Raw genomic sequence first — 15,917 nt, 5'->3', positions numbered from 1 at the left:
GACATCGCCCGTGGGTTGAGTCGACAGCCATCGTCAACGACGTCTGCGTTGCGAGCTGTCAACGCAGGTGTCCGCAAGGAATGAGAGATCGATGATGGCCAACAACCAACACGCTGCCTCTGGCCCGCCACCGCAATCCGACAAAGACGACTTCTACGCTCACGAATCCGAGGTGGACGGGCTCGCGGTGGTGTCCGTCGGCGGCGGCGTGGACATGCTCACCGCTCCCGGACTGTCCGAGGCCATCGACGGCGCGCTGGCCAAGAAGCCCAAGGGCTTGATCGTCGACTTGTCCAAGGTCGAGTTTCTGGGTTCGGCTGGCATCAGCGTGCTGATGAAGACCCGCGACACCCTCGGCGACGCCACCCCGTTCTGCGTGGTCGCCGACGGCCCGGCCACCCATCGCCCGCTCACCCTGCTCGGAATCAACGAGCTGATGAGCCTGTGCCGCAGGCTGGACGACGCGGTCAGCAAGCTCACCGACCGCTGACGATCAGGCCGGCAGGCCGATTCCGCTCAGCAAGGACGACAGCAGGGCGATTCGCCGCTCCTCGATCTCGGGTTGGGGCAGCACTGCCCGCAACATCGCCGCTCCGTCGAAGGTGTTGGTCAGCAACGCAACCAAGACAGGGAAGGTCTCCTCGGGGAGATCCTCGGCTCCGGGTAACGCGCGCGCGGCATCACAGATCTTACCGGTGTACTGCTCGAGCACGTATTGCAATGTCGCGCTGAGCTTTTCGTCGGTGCGCGCAGCGATCATCAGTTCGTAGAGCACGGCATTGGTGGCGCTGCCGGTAATGTCGCGCAGGATGGTCAGCCCCGCCTCGAGCGCCAGCCGGTCCGACGGTATCGCGGCCACCTGCTTGGTAAACGAATCCAGTTGGCGCCGAAGCACTTCGCGTGCCGTGGCGGCCATGAAGTCGCCCATCGTGTCGAAGTGCCGGAACAGGGCGCCGACCGACAGCCCGGCGCGCTTGGTGATCACCGCGGCGGAGGCCCGGGCGTAGCCGACCTCGATGATCGTCGCGATGCCGGCCTCGAGCAGGCGCGCCACCGTCTCTTCGCGGCGCTGCTGCTGGGTCCGTGCCATCGTTGCGACCTACGCGCGCGAGCCGGAGAGTTGTTGATGGCGCACGCCCGCCCGGAGGTACCGGCCCGACTTCACGGTCGTTCCGTAGCCTTCGCGGAATTCACCGTTGCGGAACACAATTGCGCCGCCCACACCGGTTGCGACGACGGCGGCGTCGTTGCGGTTGACCATGCGGCTCAGGTCGCCGTAGAACGGCACCTTTTCTTCGTGGTAGGCGTCCACCGAGTCGTCCAGTCCGGCGGGGTCGATCACGACGAAGTCGGCGCGGTCGCCTTCTCGCAGGGTGCCGGCGTCCAGGCCGAACCACTCCGCCACTTCGCCGGTGAGGCGATGCACAGCGCGCTCGATGGTGATGAACGGCCGGCCTTCCTGGTAGGCGTCCAAGGTGCGCTTGAGGAAGCGCACCGGGAAGTTGTAGAAGGCCATGTTGCGCAAATGCGCGCCAGCGTCCGAGAAGCCGAGGTGAATGCTCGGCTCGTTAGCCAGCTTGTCCAGTTGCGCGGGCCGATGGTTGGCGACGGTGGTGGTCCAGCGCACGTTGCGCTCGCCGTTTTCCACCAGCACGTCGAGGAACGCGTCCAGGGGGTGCAGCTTGCGCTCGTCGGCGATCGCGCCGAAACTCTTGCCGATCAGCGACTTGTCCGGGCATTCGACGATGACCGCCTCGTGAAAGTCCTTGTGCCACAGTGACGGACCGAGTTTGACGCGGTCGAACTGCCGGCGAAAACGACGGCGGTACTCCGTGTCGGCCAGTAATTCGTTGCGCTCCAACTGGTCCCGCAGGTGCAGCGCCGCGGTGCCGGCGCCGAACTCCTCGAACACGGGAAGGTCGATGCCGTCGGAGTACAGCTCGAACGGCACCGGCAGGTGCTGGAAGCGCACCTTGGAACGCAGCAGGAAATTCAGCAACCGGGTGCCCCGACCGAAGACGTGCACGGCCAGCGGCATCGACTTGGCGTCGGCCGACACCAGCAGGCTCATCCGAACAGGTTTGCGCAGACCGAACATCGGGCTGCTGGAGAGGAAGAACAACAGCCCGGACTCGGCTTTGGCCACGTTGGGCGCGCTCTGCAAGATGCGGCCGCGCCTGCGCAGCACCTTGATCAGCTTGCGGCGTTCACGCCAGGTCGCGAATGTGGACGGCAGTGCGCGGGAGCGGAAGCGGTCGCCGTCGAGTTTGTCGATCGCCGCGTCCATGCCCGACATGCCGAGCATGCCGGCTTTGAGTGCATCGTCGAGCAGCGCCGCCATCGTGTCGAGCTCAGCGTCGGTGGGCTCGACGTTTTCGGTGGTGGCGCGTTCTAGACCCAACACCGCGGTCCGCAGGTCCGAATGACCCAGCAGCGAACTGACATTGGGCCCGAGGGGCAAGTCGTCGATGGTCTTCACGTACTCCGCGGGCGTCGACCAGGACTTGTCTTGCAGGGCGCCCAGGACGAACTTGCGTGGCACCGCCTCGACCCGGCTGAACAGGTCGGCTGCGTCGTCGGGGTCGGCGTAGACCGTCGACAGCGAGCACATGCCCAGCAGCACGGTGGTGACACCGTGACGCACCGACTCGCGCAGTCCGGGATCGAGCAACACCTCCGCGTCGTAGTGGGTGTGCACGTCGACGAATCCGGGGACGACCCACTTGCCCTTGGCGTCGATGATCTCGGGGCAGCCGGTCTCGTCGAGCGGGCTGGACGAAACCGTGGCCACCGCGCCGTCGCGGATGCCCAACGTGCGGGTCTGCGGCGCACCACCGGTTCCGTCGAACCACAATCCGTCCCGAATGATCACGTCGTAGCTCACTGCAAGTCCTCCGCATCGTTGGGGTGATGCGAATCTAGCATAGATAGTGAGTGCTCGCAATCTTTTTCTGCCGAGGCCTTCCTCGCGTCAGGGCACCGAAGCTTCGGACACGTTGAGGGTGACGCCGACCATCGAGAAGCAGCCGGCCAGCAGGGCGATTTCGACGAGGTCGCGCTCTTCGAGGGTGCCGAGCGCGGTACGGATCCTTAGCGCGGAGATGCGGTAGAGATCCCGAGATCCGCTGCGGCTGAGATCATTCGGGCATCGTAGGTGATGACCGCACGCAGTGTGTCGCCGGCTCGCCGTGCCGCTGCGAGGTGAATGGCGTCGAGGCTGCGCAGGCACAGCGGCAGCAAGGTGCCGGCGTCGTCGAGCAGCTGTCGCGTGAGCATGACGGTGTCCAAGGTGTTGAGGAGATCTCGAGCATCAGCGATGGCTTGGGCTCCGTTCGGCGCCACTGCGCGTATCAGCTCAGTGCGCGCCAGGGCCGCTGAGAACAAGCTATCACCGCCTCGCGCGCCCAAAAAGGACCGCAGCGACTGTGACTCATGCTCGGCGACAACGAGTTTGACCAAAGCGGAGGTGTCCAGGTAGATCCGCATCGGGCTAGCGCTCGTCGCTCCGAAGTCGCTCGAGGGTTTCAGAGCCGCTGTGCGGGTATGCCGCAGGTTCGAGGTCGTCGATGTTCATCGGACCAGCCGCCCTGGCAACTTCACCAGCGCTAATCAGGTCTTCCCAGGGGTCGCCCGTGATTGGCACCAAGCGTGCGACCGGATGGCCCCGGTCAGTGATCTCGATCGATTCCCCGGCGGCCACAACTTCGAGGTACCTGCTGGCATGCTGCCGCAGCTCCCGCACCCCTATCGTTCTCATGTGCTACATAGTAGCACATGAGAACGTGGCCCGATCAGTAGGTCGTTGCCTCAACGAGGCGCGACGCAGCGTCGGTCCTCAGTAAGGCGCGATTTTGTTTACGAACTCAGTCAGTACCGCTGTCCGCGCAGGATCACCAGGTCGGGCCGGGTCAGCACGGCGGACCCGTGGCGCGGATCGTCCTTAAAACACAACAGGTCCGCCGAGGCGCCGTCGTCCAGGCCGGGCCGGCCCAGCCAGCGGCGGGCGTCCCAGCACGCCGCACCCAACGCCTCGGTGGCACTCATCCCGATGCCCTTGAGCGCTTCGACCTCGTCAGCGATGCGCCCGTGGGCGATCATGCCGCCGGCGTCGGTGCCGGCGAAGATCCGTACACCGGCATCGCGGGCTGCGGCCAGTCGCCGGTAGGCGTTGGCGTACAGGTCGCGCATGTGCGCGGCGTAGGTCGGGTACTTTCCTGCGGCGTCGGCGATGCCGGGAAAGTTTTCGACGTTGATCAGCGTGGGCACCAACGCGGTTTGGTGCGCGACCATCAACTCGATCGTGTCGTCGGTGAGCCCGGTGCCGTGTTCGATGCAGTCGATTCCGCCCGTGATCAGCCCGGGCAGTGCGTCTTCGCCGAAGACGTGCGCGGTCACGCGCGCGCCGTGCGAGTGCGCGACGTCGATGGCGTCCTTGAGCACCTCGTCGGACCACAAGGGCGCGAGATCGCCTACGCCGCGGTCGATCCAGTCGCCGACCAGTTTGACCCAGCCGTCGCCCCGGCGCGCCTGCTCGGCGACGTAGTCGGGAAGTTGCGACTCGTCTTCGATGTCGATCGGCAGGCCCGGGACGTACCGCTTGGGACGGGCCAGATGCCGTCCGGCCCGGATGATGCGGGGCAGGTCGTCGCGATCGTCCAGGCTGCGGGTGTCGATCGGCGAACCGCAGTCGCGCAACAGCAGCGCGCCGGCGTCGCGTTCGGCCTCGGCCTGGGCGATGGCTTCGTCGAGGTCGGTGCCGCCTTGCCGACCAAGCCCGACATGGCAGTGCGCATCCACCAGCCCGGGCAGGATCCAGCCGCCGTCGAAAATCGTGTCGGCGCCGCTGATCGGTTCGCGGCGGATCCGGCCGTCGGAGATCCACAGTTCGATGGGCTCTTCGTCGGGCAGGCCGATCCCTCGAACGTGCTGCGGCACTACTTGTTGCCCGGGAATTTCAGCTTGGACAAGTCGAAATCGGCCAATCCGGGCGGCAATTCGTCCAGACCCTGGGGCATGGTGGACAGGTCGGGGAACCCGGCCGGCATGCCGGCGCCGAGCGGACCGCGAACCTTGGGCGGCGTCGGCCCGCGCTGCTTTTTACCCTTCTTGCCCTTGCCTTTCGCATTCTTCCGGGTCGCCGACTTACGTCCCAGCCCGGGTATGCCCATGCTGCTCACCATCGAGGACATCATCTTGCGGGCCTCGAAGAAGCGGTCGACCAGTTGATTGACCTCCGACACCGTCACGCCCGATCCGTTGGCGATGCGCAGGCGGCGGGACGCGTTGATGATCTTCGGGTCGGCCCGCTCCTGCGGCGTCATGCCGCGGATGATGGCCTGCAACCGGTCGAGTTGCCGATCGTCGACGGCGGCCAGGGCCTCTTTCATCTGGCCCGCGCCGGGCAGCATGCCCAGCAGGTTGCCGATCGGGCCCATCTTGCGGATCGCCAGCATCTGCTCGAGGAAGTCTTCCAGCGTCAACTCACCGGAGCCGATCTTGGCAGCGGCAGCCTCGGCCTGCTGAGCATCGAAGACCTGCTCGGCCTGCTCGATCAGGCTCAGCACGTCGCCCATGCCCAGAATTCGGCTGGCCATCCGGTCCGGGTGGAAAACATCGAAGTCTTCCAGCTTCTCCCCTGCTGACGCGAAAAGAATTGGCACACCGGCTATTTCGCGAACAGACAGCGCGGCACCACCACGGGCGTCGCCGTCCAGCTTGGTCAGCACGACACCGGTGAAGCCGACGCCCTCGCCGAACGCCTGCGCGGTGGCCACCGCGTCCTGACCGACCATCGCGTCCAGCACGAAGATGACTTCGTCGGGGTCGACGGCAGCGCGGATCGCGCCAGCCTGGGCCATCATCTCCTCGTCGATACCCAGACGTCCGGCGGTGTCGACGATCACCACGTCGAAGTGCTTGGCCCGAGCCTCCTCGACCCCGGCGGCCGCAACGGCGACCGGGTCACCCGGTCCGGCGGCCCGATCGGTGTCGGCGGAGGTTCCTGGGTGCGGCGCGAACACCGCGACACCGGCCCGCTCCCCCACGATCTGCAGCTGGTTGACCGCGCCCGGCCGTTGCAGGTCACAGGCGACCAGCAGCGGCGTGTGGCCCTGGTTACGCAGCCAGAACGCGAGCTTGCCCGCCAGCGTGGTCTTACCGGAACCCTGTAGACCGGCGAGCATCACCACGGTCGGCGGCGTCTTGGCGAACGCCAGCGCGCGGGTCTGCCCGCCCAGGATGGTGACCAGTTCCTCGTTGACGATCTTGACGACCTGCTGGGCCGGGTTGAGCGCGCCGGACACCTCCGCGCCCTTGGCGCGCTCTTTGATGCGGCCGACGAAGGCCCGGACGACAGGCAGTGCGACGTCGGCTTCGAGCAGCGCCAGCCTGATCTCGCGGCTGGTGGCGTCGATGTCGGCGTCGCTCAGCCGGCCCTTGCCGCGAAGTCCTTGCAGAGCACCGGTGAGCCGATCGGACAGCGATTCAAACACGGGGCCCAGCTTAATCGGTGGCCGAACGTCGAGTAGTCGGGCCGGATCGCGGGTGGTTCGCACAACAAGTCGACGGTGGACCACGATGGCTGCATGGCGGCGAAAACGCCAGCCCGCTCAGACCGCGGCCGGCTCGTCCAACACCGCCAACAGGTGATGCTCGATGGCCGACCGGGTGCTCGAGCCGGGCTCACCAGTCGCCTTGGACGCGGCGCTGCGCTCCGGCAACGCGATACAGAACACGTCGTCCACCATCGACCCGCGGGTGGAGACCTTGGCCCAATCGATGTCCACTCCGGCGCGCTCCAGCGCACCGGTGAGCAATGCCAGCAGACCCGGCCGGTCGTTGGCCCGAATCTCGATGATCAGCCGGCCCGGCGCGCCTTCGAACCACAGGATTCGCGGTGGCGCGGACGGTTGATGGACCGGGACCGCGGTCGGTGCGTCGCCGATTAGCTTGGGCTTGCCGTCGGCCGACCGCTTTTCCAGCGCGCCCAACACGTCGGTCTGACCGCCCAGCGCGCGAATCAGCTGCTGGCGCAACAGGCCCGAGGCGGGCGGGCTACCGAAGTGCGGTGACACCACGAATTCGCTGATCGCAATACCGTCCTGAACGTTGACCGACGCCGAATGCACCCGCAGCGAGTTCAGCGTCAGCACCCCGGCCGCCTTCGACAGCAGCCCACGCTGGTCCGGTGCGATCACCATCGCATGGTGTAGGCGGCGATCGGCGCCGGGCCGCAGTTCGACGTGCACCTTGCGGTCCGCGGCCAGCGTCAGGTACTCGGGGTCGAGCGGATCGGCTTGCGGCAGCTGCTCGCCGTTCATCGCCATCCGACTACGCCGAACCAGATCACCGACCAGCGAGGCCTTCCAGTCGCTCCACACCCCCGGCCCGGTGGCCAGCGAATCGGCTTCGGTCAGCGCGTGCAACACGTCTAGCAGCACTGGGTCGCCGTCCAGCGTTTCGCAGACTGCGGTGATGTTCTGCGGGTCGTTGAGGTCTTGCCGGATCGCGACCTTGGCCAACAACAGATGGTGCAACACCAGCTTGGACAGCAACTCGACGTCTGACGGCCACATACCCAACCGGTTGCCGATCTGGGTGGCTAGTTGCGCGCCGAGCACGCAGTGGTCGGCATCGCGACCCTTACCGATGTCGTGCAACAGCGCGGCCAGGATCAGCAGGTCTGACCGGGCCACCCGGGTAGTGAAAATCCTGGCCCGCGAGACGGTTTCGGCAAGATGACGATCGACGGTCCAGATGTGCACCACATCGCGTGGCGGGAGGTCGCGTACGGCGCCCCACTCCGGGAAGAGTCGGCCCCACAGCCCGGTGCGGTCCAGCGTCTCGATCACCGCGATGGTGTCCGGACCCGCGGTCAACATCACCAAGAGGTTGTCCAGCGCGTCACGCGGCCAGGGCGTCGGCAATTCCGGTGCGGTATCGGCCAACCGGGTCAGCGTGGACACCGCGATCGGCAAGCCGGCGACGGCCGAGGCCGCTGCCACTCGCAGTAGCAGCGCGGGGTCGCTCTGCGGTCGGGCGTCGCGGGCCAGCACAATCTCGCCGGCGTACTCCACCACACCTTCGTCCAGCGGTCGGCGCGGACGCCGCCGGATCACCGACATCCCGCGCCGCGGCAGCGCATTGGAGGCGGTCCGCAGTCCCGCGTCGACGCGATAGCTGATCGTGCGTCCCACGTCGGACAGCACCCGCGACAGGTCGAACCGGTCGCCGACGTGCAGCGCAGCGCTGATCTCGTCGGCAAACTGGGCCAAGACCTGATCGTGCCCGCGGCCGGAAACCCGGTGCAGTTCGGTGCGGACGTTGAGCAGTGTCAGATGTGCGCCGGTCAGCGACCCCAGCGGGTCGTCAGTTTCCCCGACGGCCAGCCGGTCGGTGAGGTGGGCGATGGCCAGTGCGTCGAGCAATTGGATGTCACGCAGCCCGCCGCGCCCGGACTTCAGGTCGGGCGCGGCGCGGTGGGCGATCTCACCGAAGCGCCGCCATCGGGCGTGGGTCTCGTCGACGACTTCGCCGAAAATGGACTGGATTCCGTTTCGCCACTGACGGCGGATGCCTTCGATGAGTCGACCGGACAGCTCCTCGTCGCCGGCGATGTGCCGGGCGTCGAGCAGCGCCAGGCAGGCGGAGACGTCGACGCTGGCGACCTTCAACGTCTGGTCGACGGTCCGGACACTGTGGTCGAGACGAATGTTGGCGTCCCACAACGGATACCAGAGTGAATCGGCGACATCCCGGACGGCGTCGGTGTTGATGCCGTCATGCAGGAGCAGTAGGTCCAGATCGGAGTAGGGCACCAGCTCGCGGCGGCCCAGCGAGCCGGTGGCGACAATCGCGAAGCCGCTACCGGGCATGATTCCGATCTCGGAAGCCTTCGTAGTCAACCAGAATTCGTGCAGTTCGCCCCACGCTTCGCGCAGCACGGCCGAGCCGAGCTCATTCGGGCCGCGGGCAAGCAGCTTCTCCCGCGCGGCGGCGAGATCCGTCGCCGCACCCGAAATGTTACCCATCACACCATCTTGTGCCGGCGGATCCGGAGACCCTTGCTCGCGCTCCTTCATTCCCATCCCGGTCGGATCGCCCACGCGTTCATGCGGCTATCAGATCGCGTCGGCTCCGCGCTCGCCGGTGCGCACCCGCACCACGGTTTCCACCGGGCTGACCCAGACCTTGCCGTCGCCGATCTTGCCGGTGCGTGCGGCCCGCACGATGCTGTCCAGGGCCTTTTCGGCGTCGTAGTCCTCGATCAGCACCTCGACCCGGACCTTGGGCACGAAGTCGACGGAGTATTCAGCACCCCGGTAGACCTCGGTGTGCCCCTTCTGGCGCCCGTACCCCTGCACCTCGCTGACCGTCATCCCCAGGATGCCGACCTGCTCCAGGCTGGCTTTGACGTCCTCGAGCGTGAATGGCTTCACGATCGCAGTGATCAGCTTCATTCCTATTCCGCCTCTACTTTGTCGCCCACTTGATTATGGCCAAATGTGCTCTCCGGCAAACTCGCGTGCGGAAGGACGGAGCCAGAGCCGCCGGCTGCTGCGAATTCGTAGCCGCTCTCGGCATGCTGAGATTCGTCGATCCCTGCCGCTTCGGCCTCGGGACTCAGGCGCAGCCCGATCGTGTATTTGAGTATCAGGGCAAGGATGAGAGTCACGATAGCGGAGTACGCGAGCACGCTGAAGGCGCCGATCGCCTGCCGTATCAGCTGATCCCAACCCCCGCCGTAGAACAACCCCTTGACGGCGGCGGGAGCTTCCGGCGTGGCGAGCAGGCCGATCAACAATGTGCCCGCCAGCCCACCGACCAAATGCACCCCGACCACGTCGAGCGAATCGTCGAAGCCCAGCTTGAACTTCAGGCCGACCGCCAGGGCGCACAGCGAGCCGCCCACCGCACCGATCACCAGCGCGCCGAGCACGTTGACCGACGAACATGACGGTGTGATGGCGACCAATCCCGCCACGATGCCCGAGGCGGCGCCCAGCGTTGTCGCGTGGCCGTCCCGGATCCGTTCGGTGACCAGCCAGCAAAGCATCGCCGCGGCGGTGGCGACGGTGGTGGTGATGAAGGTCGACGCGGCGACACCGTTGGAACTGGTGGCCGAACCGGTGTTGAACCCGTACCAGCCGAACCACAGCAAGCCGGCGCCGAGCATCACGAACGGCATGTTGTGCGGACGGAACAGCGTCGTAGGCCAACCTTTGCGCTTACCCAGGACAACGGCCAGCACCAAACCGGCCGTACCGGAGTTGATGTGCACCGCGGTCCCGCCGGCGAAGTCGATGGCGTGCAGCTTGTTGAGGATCCAGCCGCCGTGCTCGGCTGTGAGTCCATCACCGGCGAACACCCAGTGCGCGACCGGGAAGTAGACGATGGTCGCCCAGAGTCCGGCGAAGACCAGCCAGGCGCTGAACTTCAGCCGGTCGGAGACCGCGCCGGAGATCAGGGCGACCGTGATGATGGCGAACATCAACTGGAACGCGACGAACACGTTCATCGGCAGGGTGCCGACCAGCGGGATGTCCGTAGCGGCTTTACCCGCAGCAGCGGCGGCAGAGTTGCCTCCGATGAGACCCTTCAGGCCGAAATACTCCGTCGGGTCGCCGACGATGCTGTCGGTGTCGTTGCCGAAGGCCATCGAGTAGCCGAAGAGCACCCACAACACGGTCACCACGCCCATGGCGCTGATGCTCATCATGATCATGTTGAGCACGCTGCGGGCGCGCACCATCCCGCCGTAGAAGAACGCCAGCCCCGGGGTCATCAACAGCACCAGCGCAGAACTTGCCAACATCCAAGCGGTATCGCCGGTATCCGGCTGGCCCATTGTCGGGAAAATCACTCGCTTTCACCTCCGGTCAGGCGTGAACGGCCGTCATCAGACACATGCCTGTGGCCTGCACGAGAACCTTGCAAAGAGGTTGTTACAAAACGTGGCGCTAACAGGTTTCAGCAGTGTTACGTCTGCGCGGTGTCGGTTAGCCCAGCAATGCGTCGACGAACGCCGCCGGCTCGAACGGTGCCAGGTCGTCGGGGCCCTCGCCCAGTCCGACCAGCTTGACCGGGACGCCGAGCTCCTGCTGGACGCGGAAAACGATGCCGCCCTTGGCCGTGCCGTCCAGCTTGGTCAGCACCGCTCCGGTGATTTCCACGACATCGGCGAACACCCGGGCCTGCGCCAGCCCGTTCTGCCCGATGGTCGCGTCGAGCACCAGCAGCACCTCGTCGACGGCGGCGCGCCGCGTCACCACCCGTTTGACCTTGCCGAGTTCGTCCATCAGCCCGGCCTTGGTGTGTAGCCGGCCCGCGGTGTCGATCACGACGACGTCGGCGCCGGCCTCGATGCCCTTGTCGACAGCGTCGAAGGCGACAGCCGCCGGATCGGCACCCTCGGGTCCGCGCACCACCTCGGCGCCCACGCGCGAACCCCAGGCCTCTAACTGATCGGCGGCGGCGGCGCGGAACGTGTCGGCGGCGCCCAGCACCACCCGTCGGCCGTCGGCGACCAACACCCGTGCGAGTTTGCCGACCGTGGTCGTCTTTCCGGTTCCGTTGACACCGACGACCAGCAGCACCGACGGATGGTCGTCGTGCGGCAAGGCGCGCACGGAACGGTCGAGGTCGGGTTGCAGCTGGGCGATCAACACGTCGCGGAGCACCGCGCGAGCATCGGCCTCAGTGTGGACGTCCCTGCTGGCGAGCCGGCTGCGCAGCTGAGCCACCACCGAACTGGTCACGGTCGGGCCCAGGTCGGCGATCAGCAGGGTGTCCTCGACCTGCTCCCAGGAGTCCTCGTCGAGGGCTCCGCCGCCGATGAGCCCTAACAGGCTGTGGCCCAACGCGGTTTGCGATTTGGCCAGTCGGCCGCGGAGCCGCTCCAACCGTCCTTCCGGCGGGGCGATCTCCTCGGCGGCCGGCGGCGCGGGCTCGACGGGTGGTGCATCGGCTTCTGTGGCAGCCGGTTCGGGCAGTGCAAGATCGGAGATCGAGCGTTTCGGCGCGTCGCGCGGAATTGCCGCGTCGTCGCCGACACCCGGCAGCCCGGTCGTGTCAAGGTGCTCGGGAGTTTCGACGCGGCTGAACGTGATTCCCGACGACGCGCTGTACCCGCCGGAGCGGTCCAGGGTGGGGGTCTGCTCGCGGCCGGACAGGCTGATCTGCCGTCGCCGGTAGCGCAGCAGTCCCAGCACCAGGACGGCGATGACGATCAGTGCGGCAACAACCGCGATCGCGATCCACACAGCTTGCGGCAACGTGTTCCTCGCTTAAGTAGTCGTGACCATATCGTTGACCTGCTGACCGCGCATCCGTTGAGAGATCACCGTGGTGATGCCGTCGTCACGCATCGTCACGCCGTACAACGAGTCGGCGACTTCCATGGTCGGCTTCTGGTGGGTGATGACGATCAGCTGCGACTTGGCCCGCAGCAACTCGAAAAGACCGATCAGCCGCCGCAGGTTGGTGTCGTCGAGAGCCGCCTCGACCTCGTCCATGATATAGAACGGCGACGGACGGGCCCGGAAGATGGCGACCAGCATCGCCACCGCGGTCAGTGATTTCTCGCCACCGGACAGCAGCGACAGTCGCTTGACTTTCTTGCCGGGCGGACGAGCCTCCACCTCGATGCCGGTGGTGAGCATGTCGTCGGGATTCGTCAGCAGCAACCGGCCTTCGCCACCGGGGAACAGCGAGGCGAAAACCCCTTGGAATTCCCGCTCGACGTCGACGTAGGCCTCGGTGAACACTTGCAGAATGCGGGCGTCGACTTCGGCGACCACCTCGAGCAGATCCTTGCGGGCAGCCTTGACGTCCTCAAGCTGAGTGGCCAAGAAGTTGAACCGTTCCTCCAAGGCGGCAAACTCCTCGAGCGCCAACGGGTTCACCCGACCCAGCTCGGCCAGCTCGCGTTCGGCGCGTTTGGCGCGGCGCTCCTGCGTCGGCCGGTCGAACGGCAGCGGAGCCGGTGCGGTCACCTGCTCACCGCGCTCGCGGGCGTGGGTGTATTCGGCCATCTCCAGCTCGGTCGGTGGCAGCGAAACCTGGGGGCCGTACTCGGCGACCAACACCTCAGGCGCCATACCGAATTGCTCGAGCACCAGCTGTTCGAGCTGCTCGATGCGCAGCGCCGCTTGGGCTTTGGCGACCTCGTCGCGATGCAGCGACTCGGTGAGCACTCCGATCCGGGTGCCCAGCGTGTGCACCTCGTCGCGAACCGCCACCATCGCCGCGGAGCGCTGCTGACGCTCGGCGGCCAGCACGTCGCGATGCTGCGATGCGGCGCTGACCACCTGGCTCAGTCGGCCGGCAAGCTTTCGGCCGGCATCTGCGACCGCGGCCGCCACCTCGGCAGCACGCTGACGCGCCGCTCGGGCCTGCTGGACGCGCACCCGCGCCTCGCGCTCCGCAGCGGCCGCACGACGCAGCGAATCCGCTTTTCCACGAACGGCATTGGCGCGTTCTTCGGCGGTACGTACCGCCAGGCGGGCCTCCACTTCGACGCCGCGGGCCAGCTCGGCCGCCGCGGCGATCTGCTGACGGACCTCGCCATGGCTGGGCTCGCTGGACACATCGTGGGGCTGTTCGACGTTGCCCAGCCGAGTTTCAAGCTCACCGAGCTCGGCGAGGGTGTCGACGCGCCCGGCCTCCAGCTCCTCCCGTTGGCGGGTCAGCCGGTGCCAGTCCTCGTCGGCGGCTCGGGCTTCCTGGCCCAGCCGCCCGAGTTGTTCGTAGATCGCCGAGATGGCGGCATCGGATTCGTTGAGCGCCGCCAGCGCCTGTTCGGCGGAATCCTGACGGGCGCTCTGCTCGCTCATCGCACCGGACAGCGCTGCGCCCAGCTCGTTGGTCTGCTCCTCGGCTGCGGCGAGGTCGGCTCGCGCCTTGGCGATTTCGCCGGCGATCTCCAGCGTGGAGGGTTTGCGGTCGGAGCCGCCGTTGATCCAGCCGGCGCCGACCAGGTCGCCGTCGCGGGTAACCGCGCGCAATTGTGGCCGCTCGGCAACGAGATTCATCGCCTCGCTCAGCCCACCGACCACAGCGACCCGCGACAGCATGGCCACCATCGCACCGCGCAGCCGCGCCGGCGCCTCGACGAGGTCCAATGCCCAGTGCACGCCGTCGGGCAAAGCGCCCATCGGGCCCGGCTCGTCCGCGGGCCAGTCGCCGAGCACGATGGCGGCGCGCCCGCCGTCGGCCTGCTTCAGCGCGGTCACCGCATCCGTTGCCGCGGTATAGCTTTCGGCCGCCAGAGCGTCCGCGGCGGAGCCGAGCACCGCCGCCAGCGCCGATTCGTAGCCGGACTGGACTTTGACGAGTTTCGCGATTGATCCGAAAAGCCCAGCGCCGCTGCGGTTTTGGATTAGCCAGGCGGCGCCGTCTTTGCGTTCGAGCCCGACCGACAGCGCGTCGATGCGGGCCCGCAGCGAGGCCACCTGGCGCTCGGCTCCGCGCTCGGCGGATTGCAGTTCGGCAACCCGCTGGTCGGCCACTCGCAGCGCCGCGACCGTTCGGTCGTGGTGCTCGTCGAGACCGACTTCGCCCTGGTCGAGCTCGACGATCCGGCCTTGCACGGTTTCGAACTCTGCCTTGGTTTGTTGGGCGCGGGCGGCGGCTTCCTCGATGCGCTCCGACAGCTTGGCAACATGAGAGTCGATCGACTCGACGCGGGCCCGCATCGTCTCCACCTGGCCGGCCAGCCGGGCCAGGCCTTCGCGGCGGTCGGCCTCGGCCCGCACCGCCGCCAGGTGGGCCTGTTCGGCCGCGGTGGCGGCGCGCTCGCGGTCGGCCAACTCGGCGCGCGCGGTGTCCAGCCGGGTGCGGGTGCCGGCCAGCTCGGTCAGCAGTTGCTGTTCGGCGGCGGCCACCCGCTCAGCCTCCGCCTCTAATTCGTCGGGGTCCGGGCCGCCCGTCGATGCGGTCTCGACGTCCAGATGCTGAGCCCGCTCACTGGCGATCCGCACCGTGGCACTGACCCGTTCGGCCAAGGCGGACAACCGAAACCAGGTCTGCTGAGAGCGTTCCGCGCGCTCAGAAAGTCGGGTCAGCGCCTCCTCATTCGCGGCCAGCTCTGCTGATGCCACCGCCATCCGCGCCGAAGCCTCGTCGCGCTCACGGCGTAACGTCGCCTCGGCGTGGTTGGTGTTGTTCAGCTCGGACTGGCGGGTGACCACGTCGTCGGCGGCCAACCGCAACCGGGCGTCGCGCAAGTCGGCCTGGATGGTCTGGGCGCGACGAGCCACCTCGGCCTGGCGGCCCAGCGGTTTGAGCTGGCGACGCAACTCGGTGGTCAGGTCGGTGAGGCGGGCCAGATTCGCCGACATCGACTCGAGCTTGCGAACCGCCTTTTCCTTGCGCTTGCGGTGCTTGAGCACACCGGCGGCTTCCTCGATGAACGACCGGCGGTCTTCCGGCCGCGATTCCAGGATTTCGTTGAGCTTGCCCTGCCCGACGATGACGTGCATCTCCCGGCCGATCCCGGAGTCGCTCAGCAACTCCTGGACATCCATCAAACGGCAAGTGCTGCCGTTGATTTCGTACTCGCTGGCGCCGTCACGAAACATCCGGCGGGTGATCGACACCTCGGAGTACTCGATCGGCAACGCGTTGTCGGAGTTGTCGATGGTGACGGTTACCTCGGCGCGGCCCAGCGGCGCGCGCGATGAGGTGCCGGCAAAGATGACGTCCTCCATCTTGCCGCCGCGCAAAGTCTTGGCGCCCTGCTCCCCCATCACCCACGCCAGCGCGTCGACGACATTGGACTTGCCCGACCCGTTCGGTCCGACCACTGCGGTGATGCCGGGCTCGAACCGCAGAGTCGTCGGCGAGGCGAAGGACTTGAAGCCCTTCAGCGTCAGGCTCTTGAGGTACACGGCGAGCCAGACTACCGCCGTCCCGTGACG

The 15,917-nt window shown here is 67.0% G+C and carries 11 protein-coding genes and 1 pseudogene; 1 reads left to right on the top strand and 11 read right to left on the bottom strand.

Features of this window, described 5'->3' with window-relative positions; all coding sequences use genetic code 11:
• The first annotated feature begins 91 nt into the window (after positions 1–91).
• Entirely contained in the window at positions 92–490 is a 399-nt protein-coding gene (locus ABDV69_RS01025; RefSeq protein WP_343571478.1) for an STAS domain-containing protein, read from the top strand.
• 3 nt (positions 491–493) lie between these two features.
• Here the strand turns inward: ABDV69_RS01025 and ABDV69_RS01020 are convergent, their stop codons facing one another.
• The 11 genes and pseudogenes from ABDV69_RS01020 to smc form a co-directional block, all read right to left on the bottom strand.
• Entirely contained in the window at positions 494–1,090 is a 597-nt protein-coding gene (locus tag ABDV69_RS01020; protein WP_343571477.1) for a TetR/AcrR family transcriptional regulator, read from the bottom strand.
• A 9-nt stretch (positions 1,091–1,099) separates the two neighbouring features.
• A pseudogene (locus tag ABDV69_RS01015) lies at positions 1,100–2,925 on the bottom strand (amidohydrolase family protein).
• A 165-nt stretch (positions 2,926–3,090) separates the two neighbouring features.
• Entirely contained in the window at positions 3,091–3,486 is a 396-nt protein-coding gene (locus tag ABDV69_RS01010; RefSeq protein ID WP_343571476.1) for a type II toxin-antitoxin system VapC family toxin, read from the bottom strand.
• 4 nt (positions 3,487–3,490) lie between these two features.
• A complete protein-coding gene (locus tag ABDV69_RS01005; protein ID WP_343571475.1) occupies positions 3,491–3,757 on the bottom strand; it encodes a type II toxin-antitoxin system prevent-host-death family antitoxin in 267 nt (88 codons plus the stop codon).
• Between the two features lie 110 nt (positions 3,758–3,867).
• Complete coding sequence (locus tag ABDV69_RS01000) at positions 3,868–4,935, bottom strand: amidohydrolase family protein (protein WP_343571474.1); 1,068 nt, start codon at positions 4,933–4,935, stop codon at positions 3,868–3,870.
• Entirely contained in the window at positions 4,935–6,491 is a 1,557-nt protein-coding gene (ffh, locus tag ABDV69_RS00995) for a signal recognition particle protein (RefSeq protein WP_343571473.1), read from the bottom strand. Before ffh ends, ABDV69_RS01000 begins: the two co-directional genes overlap by 1 nt.
• A gap of 117 nt (positions 6,492–6,608) precedes the next feature.
• On the bottom strand, positions 6,609–9,029 hold the full coding sequence (locus ABDV69_RS00990; RefSeq protein ID WP_343571472.1) for a [protein-PII] uridylyltransferase: 2,421 nt from the start codon (positions 9,027–9,029) through the stop codon (positions 6,609–6,611).
• Positions 9,030–9,119: 90 nt separating this feature from the next.
• A complete protein-coding gene (locus ABDV69_RS00985; protein ID WP_343571471.1) occupies positions 9,120–9,458 on the bottom strand; it encodes a P-II family nitrogen regulator in 339 nt (112 codons plus the stop codon).
• Between the two features lie 2 nt (positions 9,459–9,460).
• Complete coding sequence (locus ABDV69_RS00980) at positions 9,461–10,846, bottom strand: ammonium transporter (RefSeq protein ID WP_343571589.1); 1,386 nt, start codon at positions 10,844–10,846, stop codon at positions 9,461–9,463.
• 151 nt (positions 10,847–10,997) lie between these two features.
• Positions 10,998–12,272: a signal recognition particle-docking protein FtsY gene (ftsY, locus tag ABDV69_RS00975; RefSeq protein ID WP_343571470.1), complete on the bottom strand. Its 1,275-nt coding sequence runs from the start codon at positions 12,270–12,272 to the stop codon at positions 10,998–11,000.
• Between the two features lie 12 nt (positions 12,273–12,284).
• On the bottom strand, positions 12,285–15,887 hold the full coding sequence (gene smc, locus ABDV69_RS00970; protein ID WP_343571469.1) for a chromosome segregation protein SMC: 3,603 nt from the start codon (positions 15,885–15,887) through the stop codon (positions 12,285–12,287).
• Between the last annotated feature and the right edge of the window lie 30 nt (positions 15,888–15,917).

It is taken from the genome of Mycobacterium sp. (assembly GCF_039583785.1).
Lineage (GTDB): Bacteria > Actinomycetota > Actinomycetes > Mycobacteriales > Mycobacteriaceae > Mycobacterium.
The sequence above is the reverse complement of the archived record's forward strand: the minus strand, read 5'-3'. Positions and strand labels throughout refer to the sequence as shown.

Excerpts from the sequence above, each read along its gene's own strand:
- ABDV69_RS01025 (WP_343571478.1), top strand. The coding sequence starts at position 92 with ATGATGGCCAACAACCAACACGCTGCCTCTGGCCCGCCACCGCAATCC.
- ABDV69_RS01020 (WP_343571477.1), bottom strand. The coding sequence starts at position 1,090 with ATGGCACGGACCCAGCAGCAGCGCCGCGAAGAGACGGTGGCGCGCCTG.
- ABDV69_RS01010 (WP_343571476.1), bottom strand. The coding sequence starts at position 3,486 with ATGCGGATCTACCTGGACACCTCCGCTTTGGTCAAACTCGTTGTCGCC.
- ABDV69_RS01005 (WP_343571475.1), bottom strand. The coding sequence starts at position 3,757 with ATGAGAACGATAGGGGTGCGGGAGCTGCGGCAGCATGCCAGCAGGTAC.
- ABDV69_RS00990 (WP_343571472.1), bottom strand. The coding sequence starts at position 9,029 with ATGGGTAACATTTCGGGTGCGGCGACGGATCTCGCCGCCGCGCGGGAG.
- ABDV69_RS00985 (WP_343571471.1), bottom strand. The coding sequence starts at position 9,458 with ATGAAGCTGATCACTGCGATCGTGAAGCCATTCACGCTCGAGGACGTC.
- ABDV69_RS00980 (WP_343571589.1), bottom strand. The coding sequence starts at position 10,846 with ATGGGCCAGCCGGATACCGGCGATACCGCTTGGATGTTGGCAAGTTCT.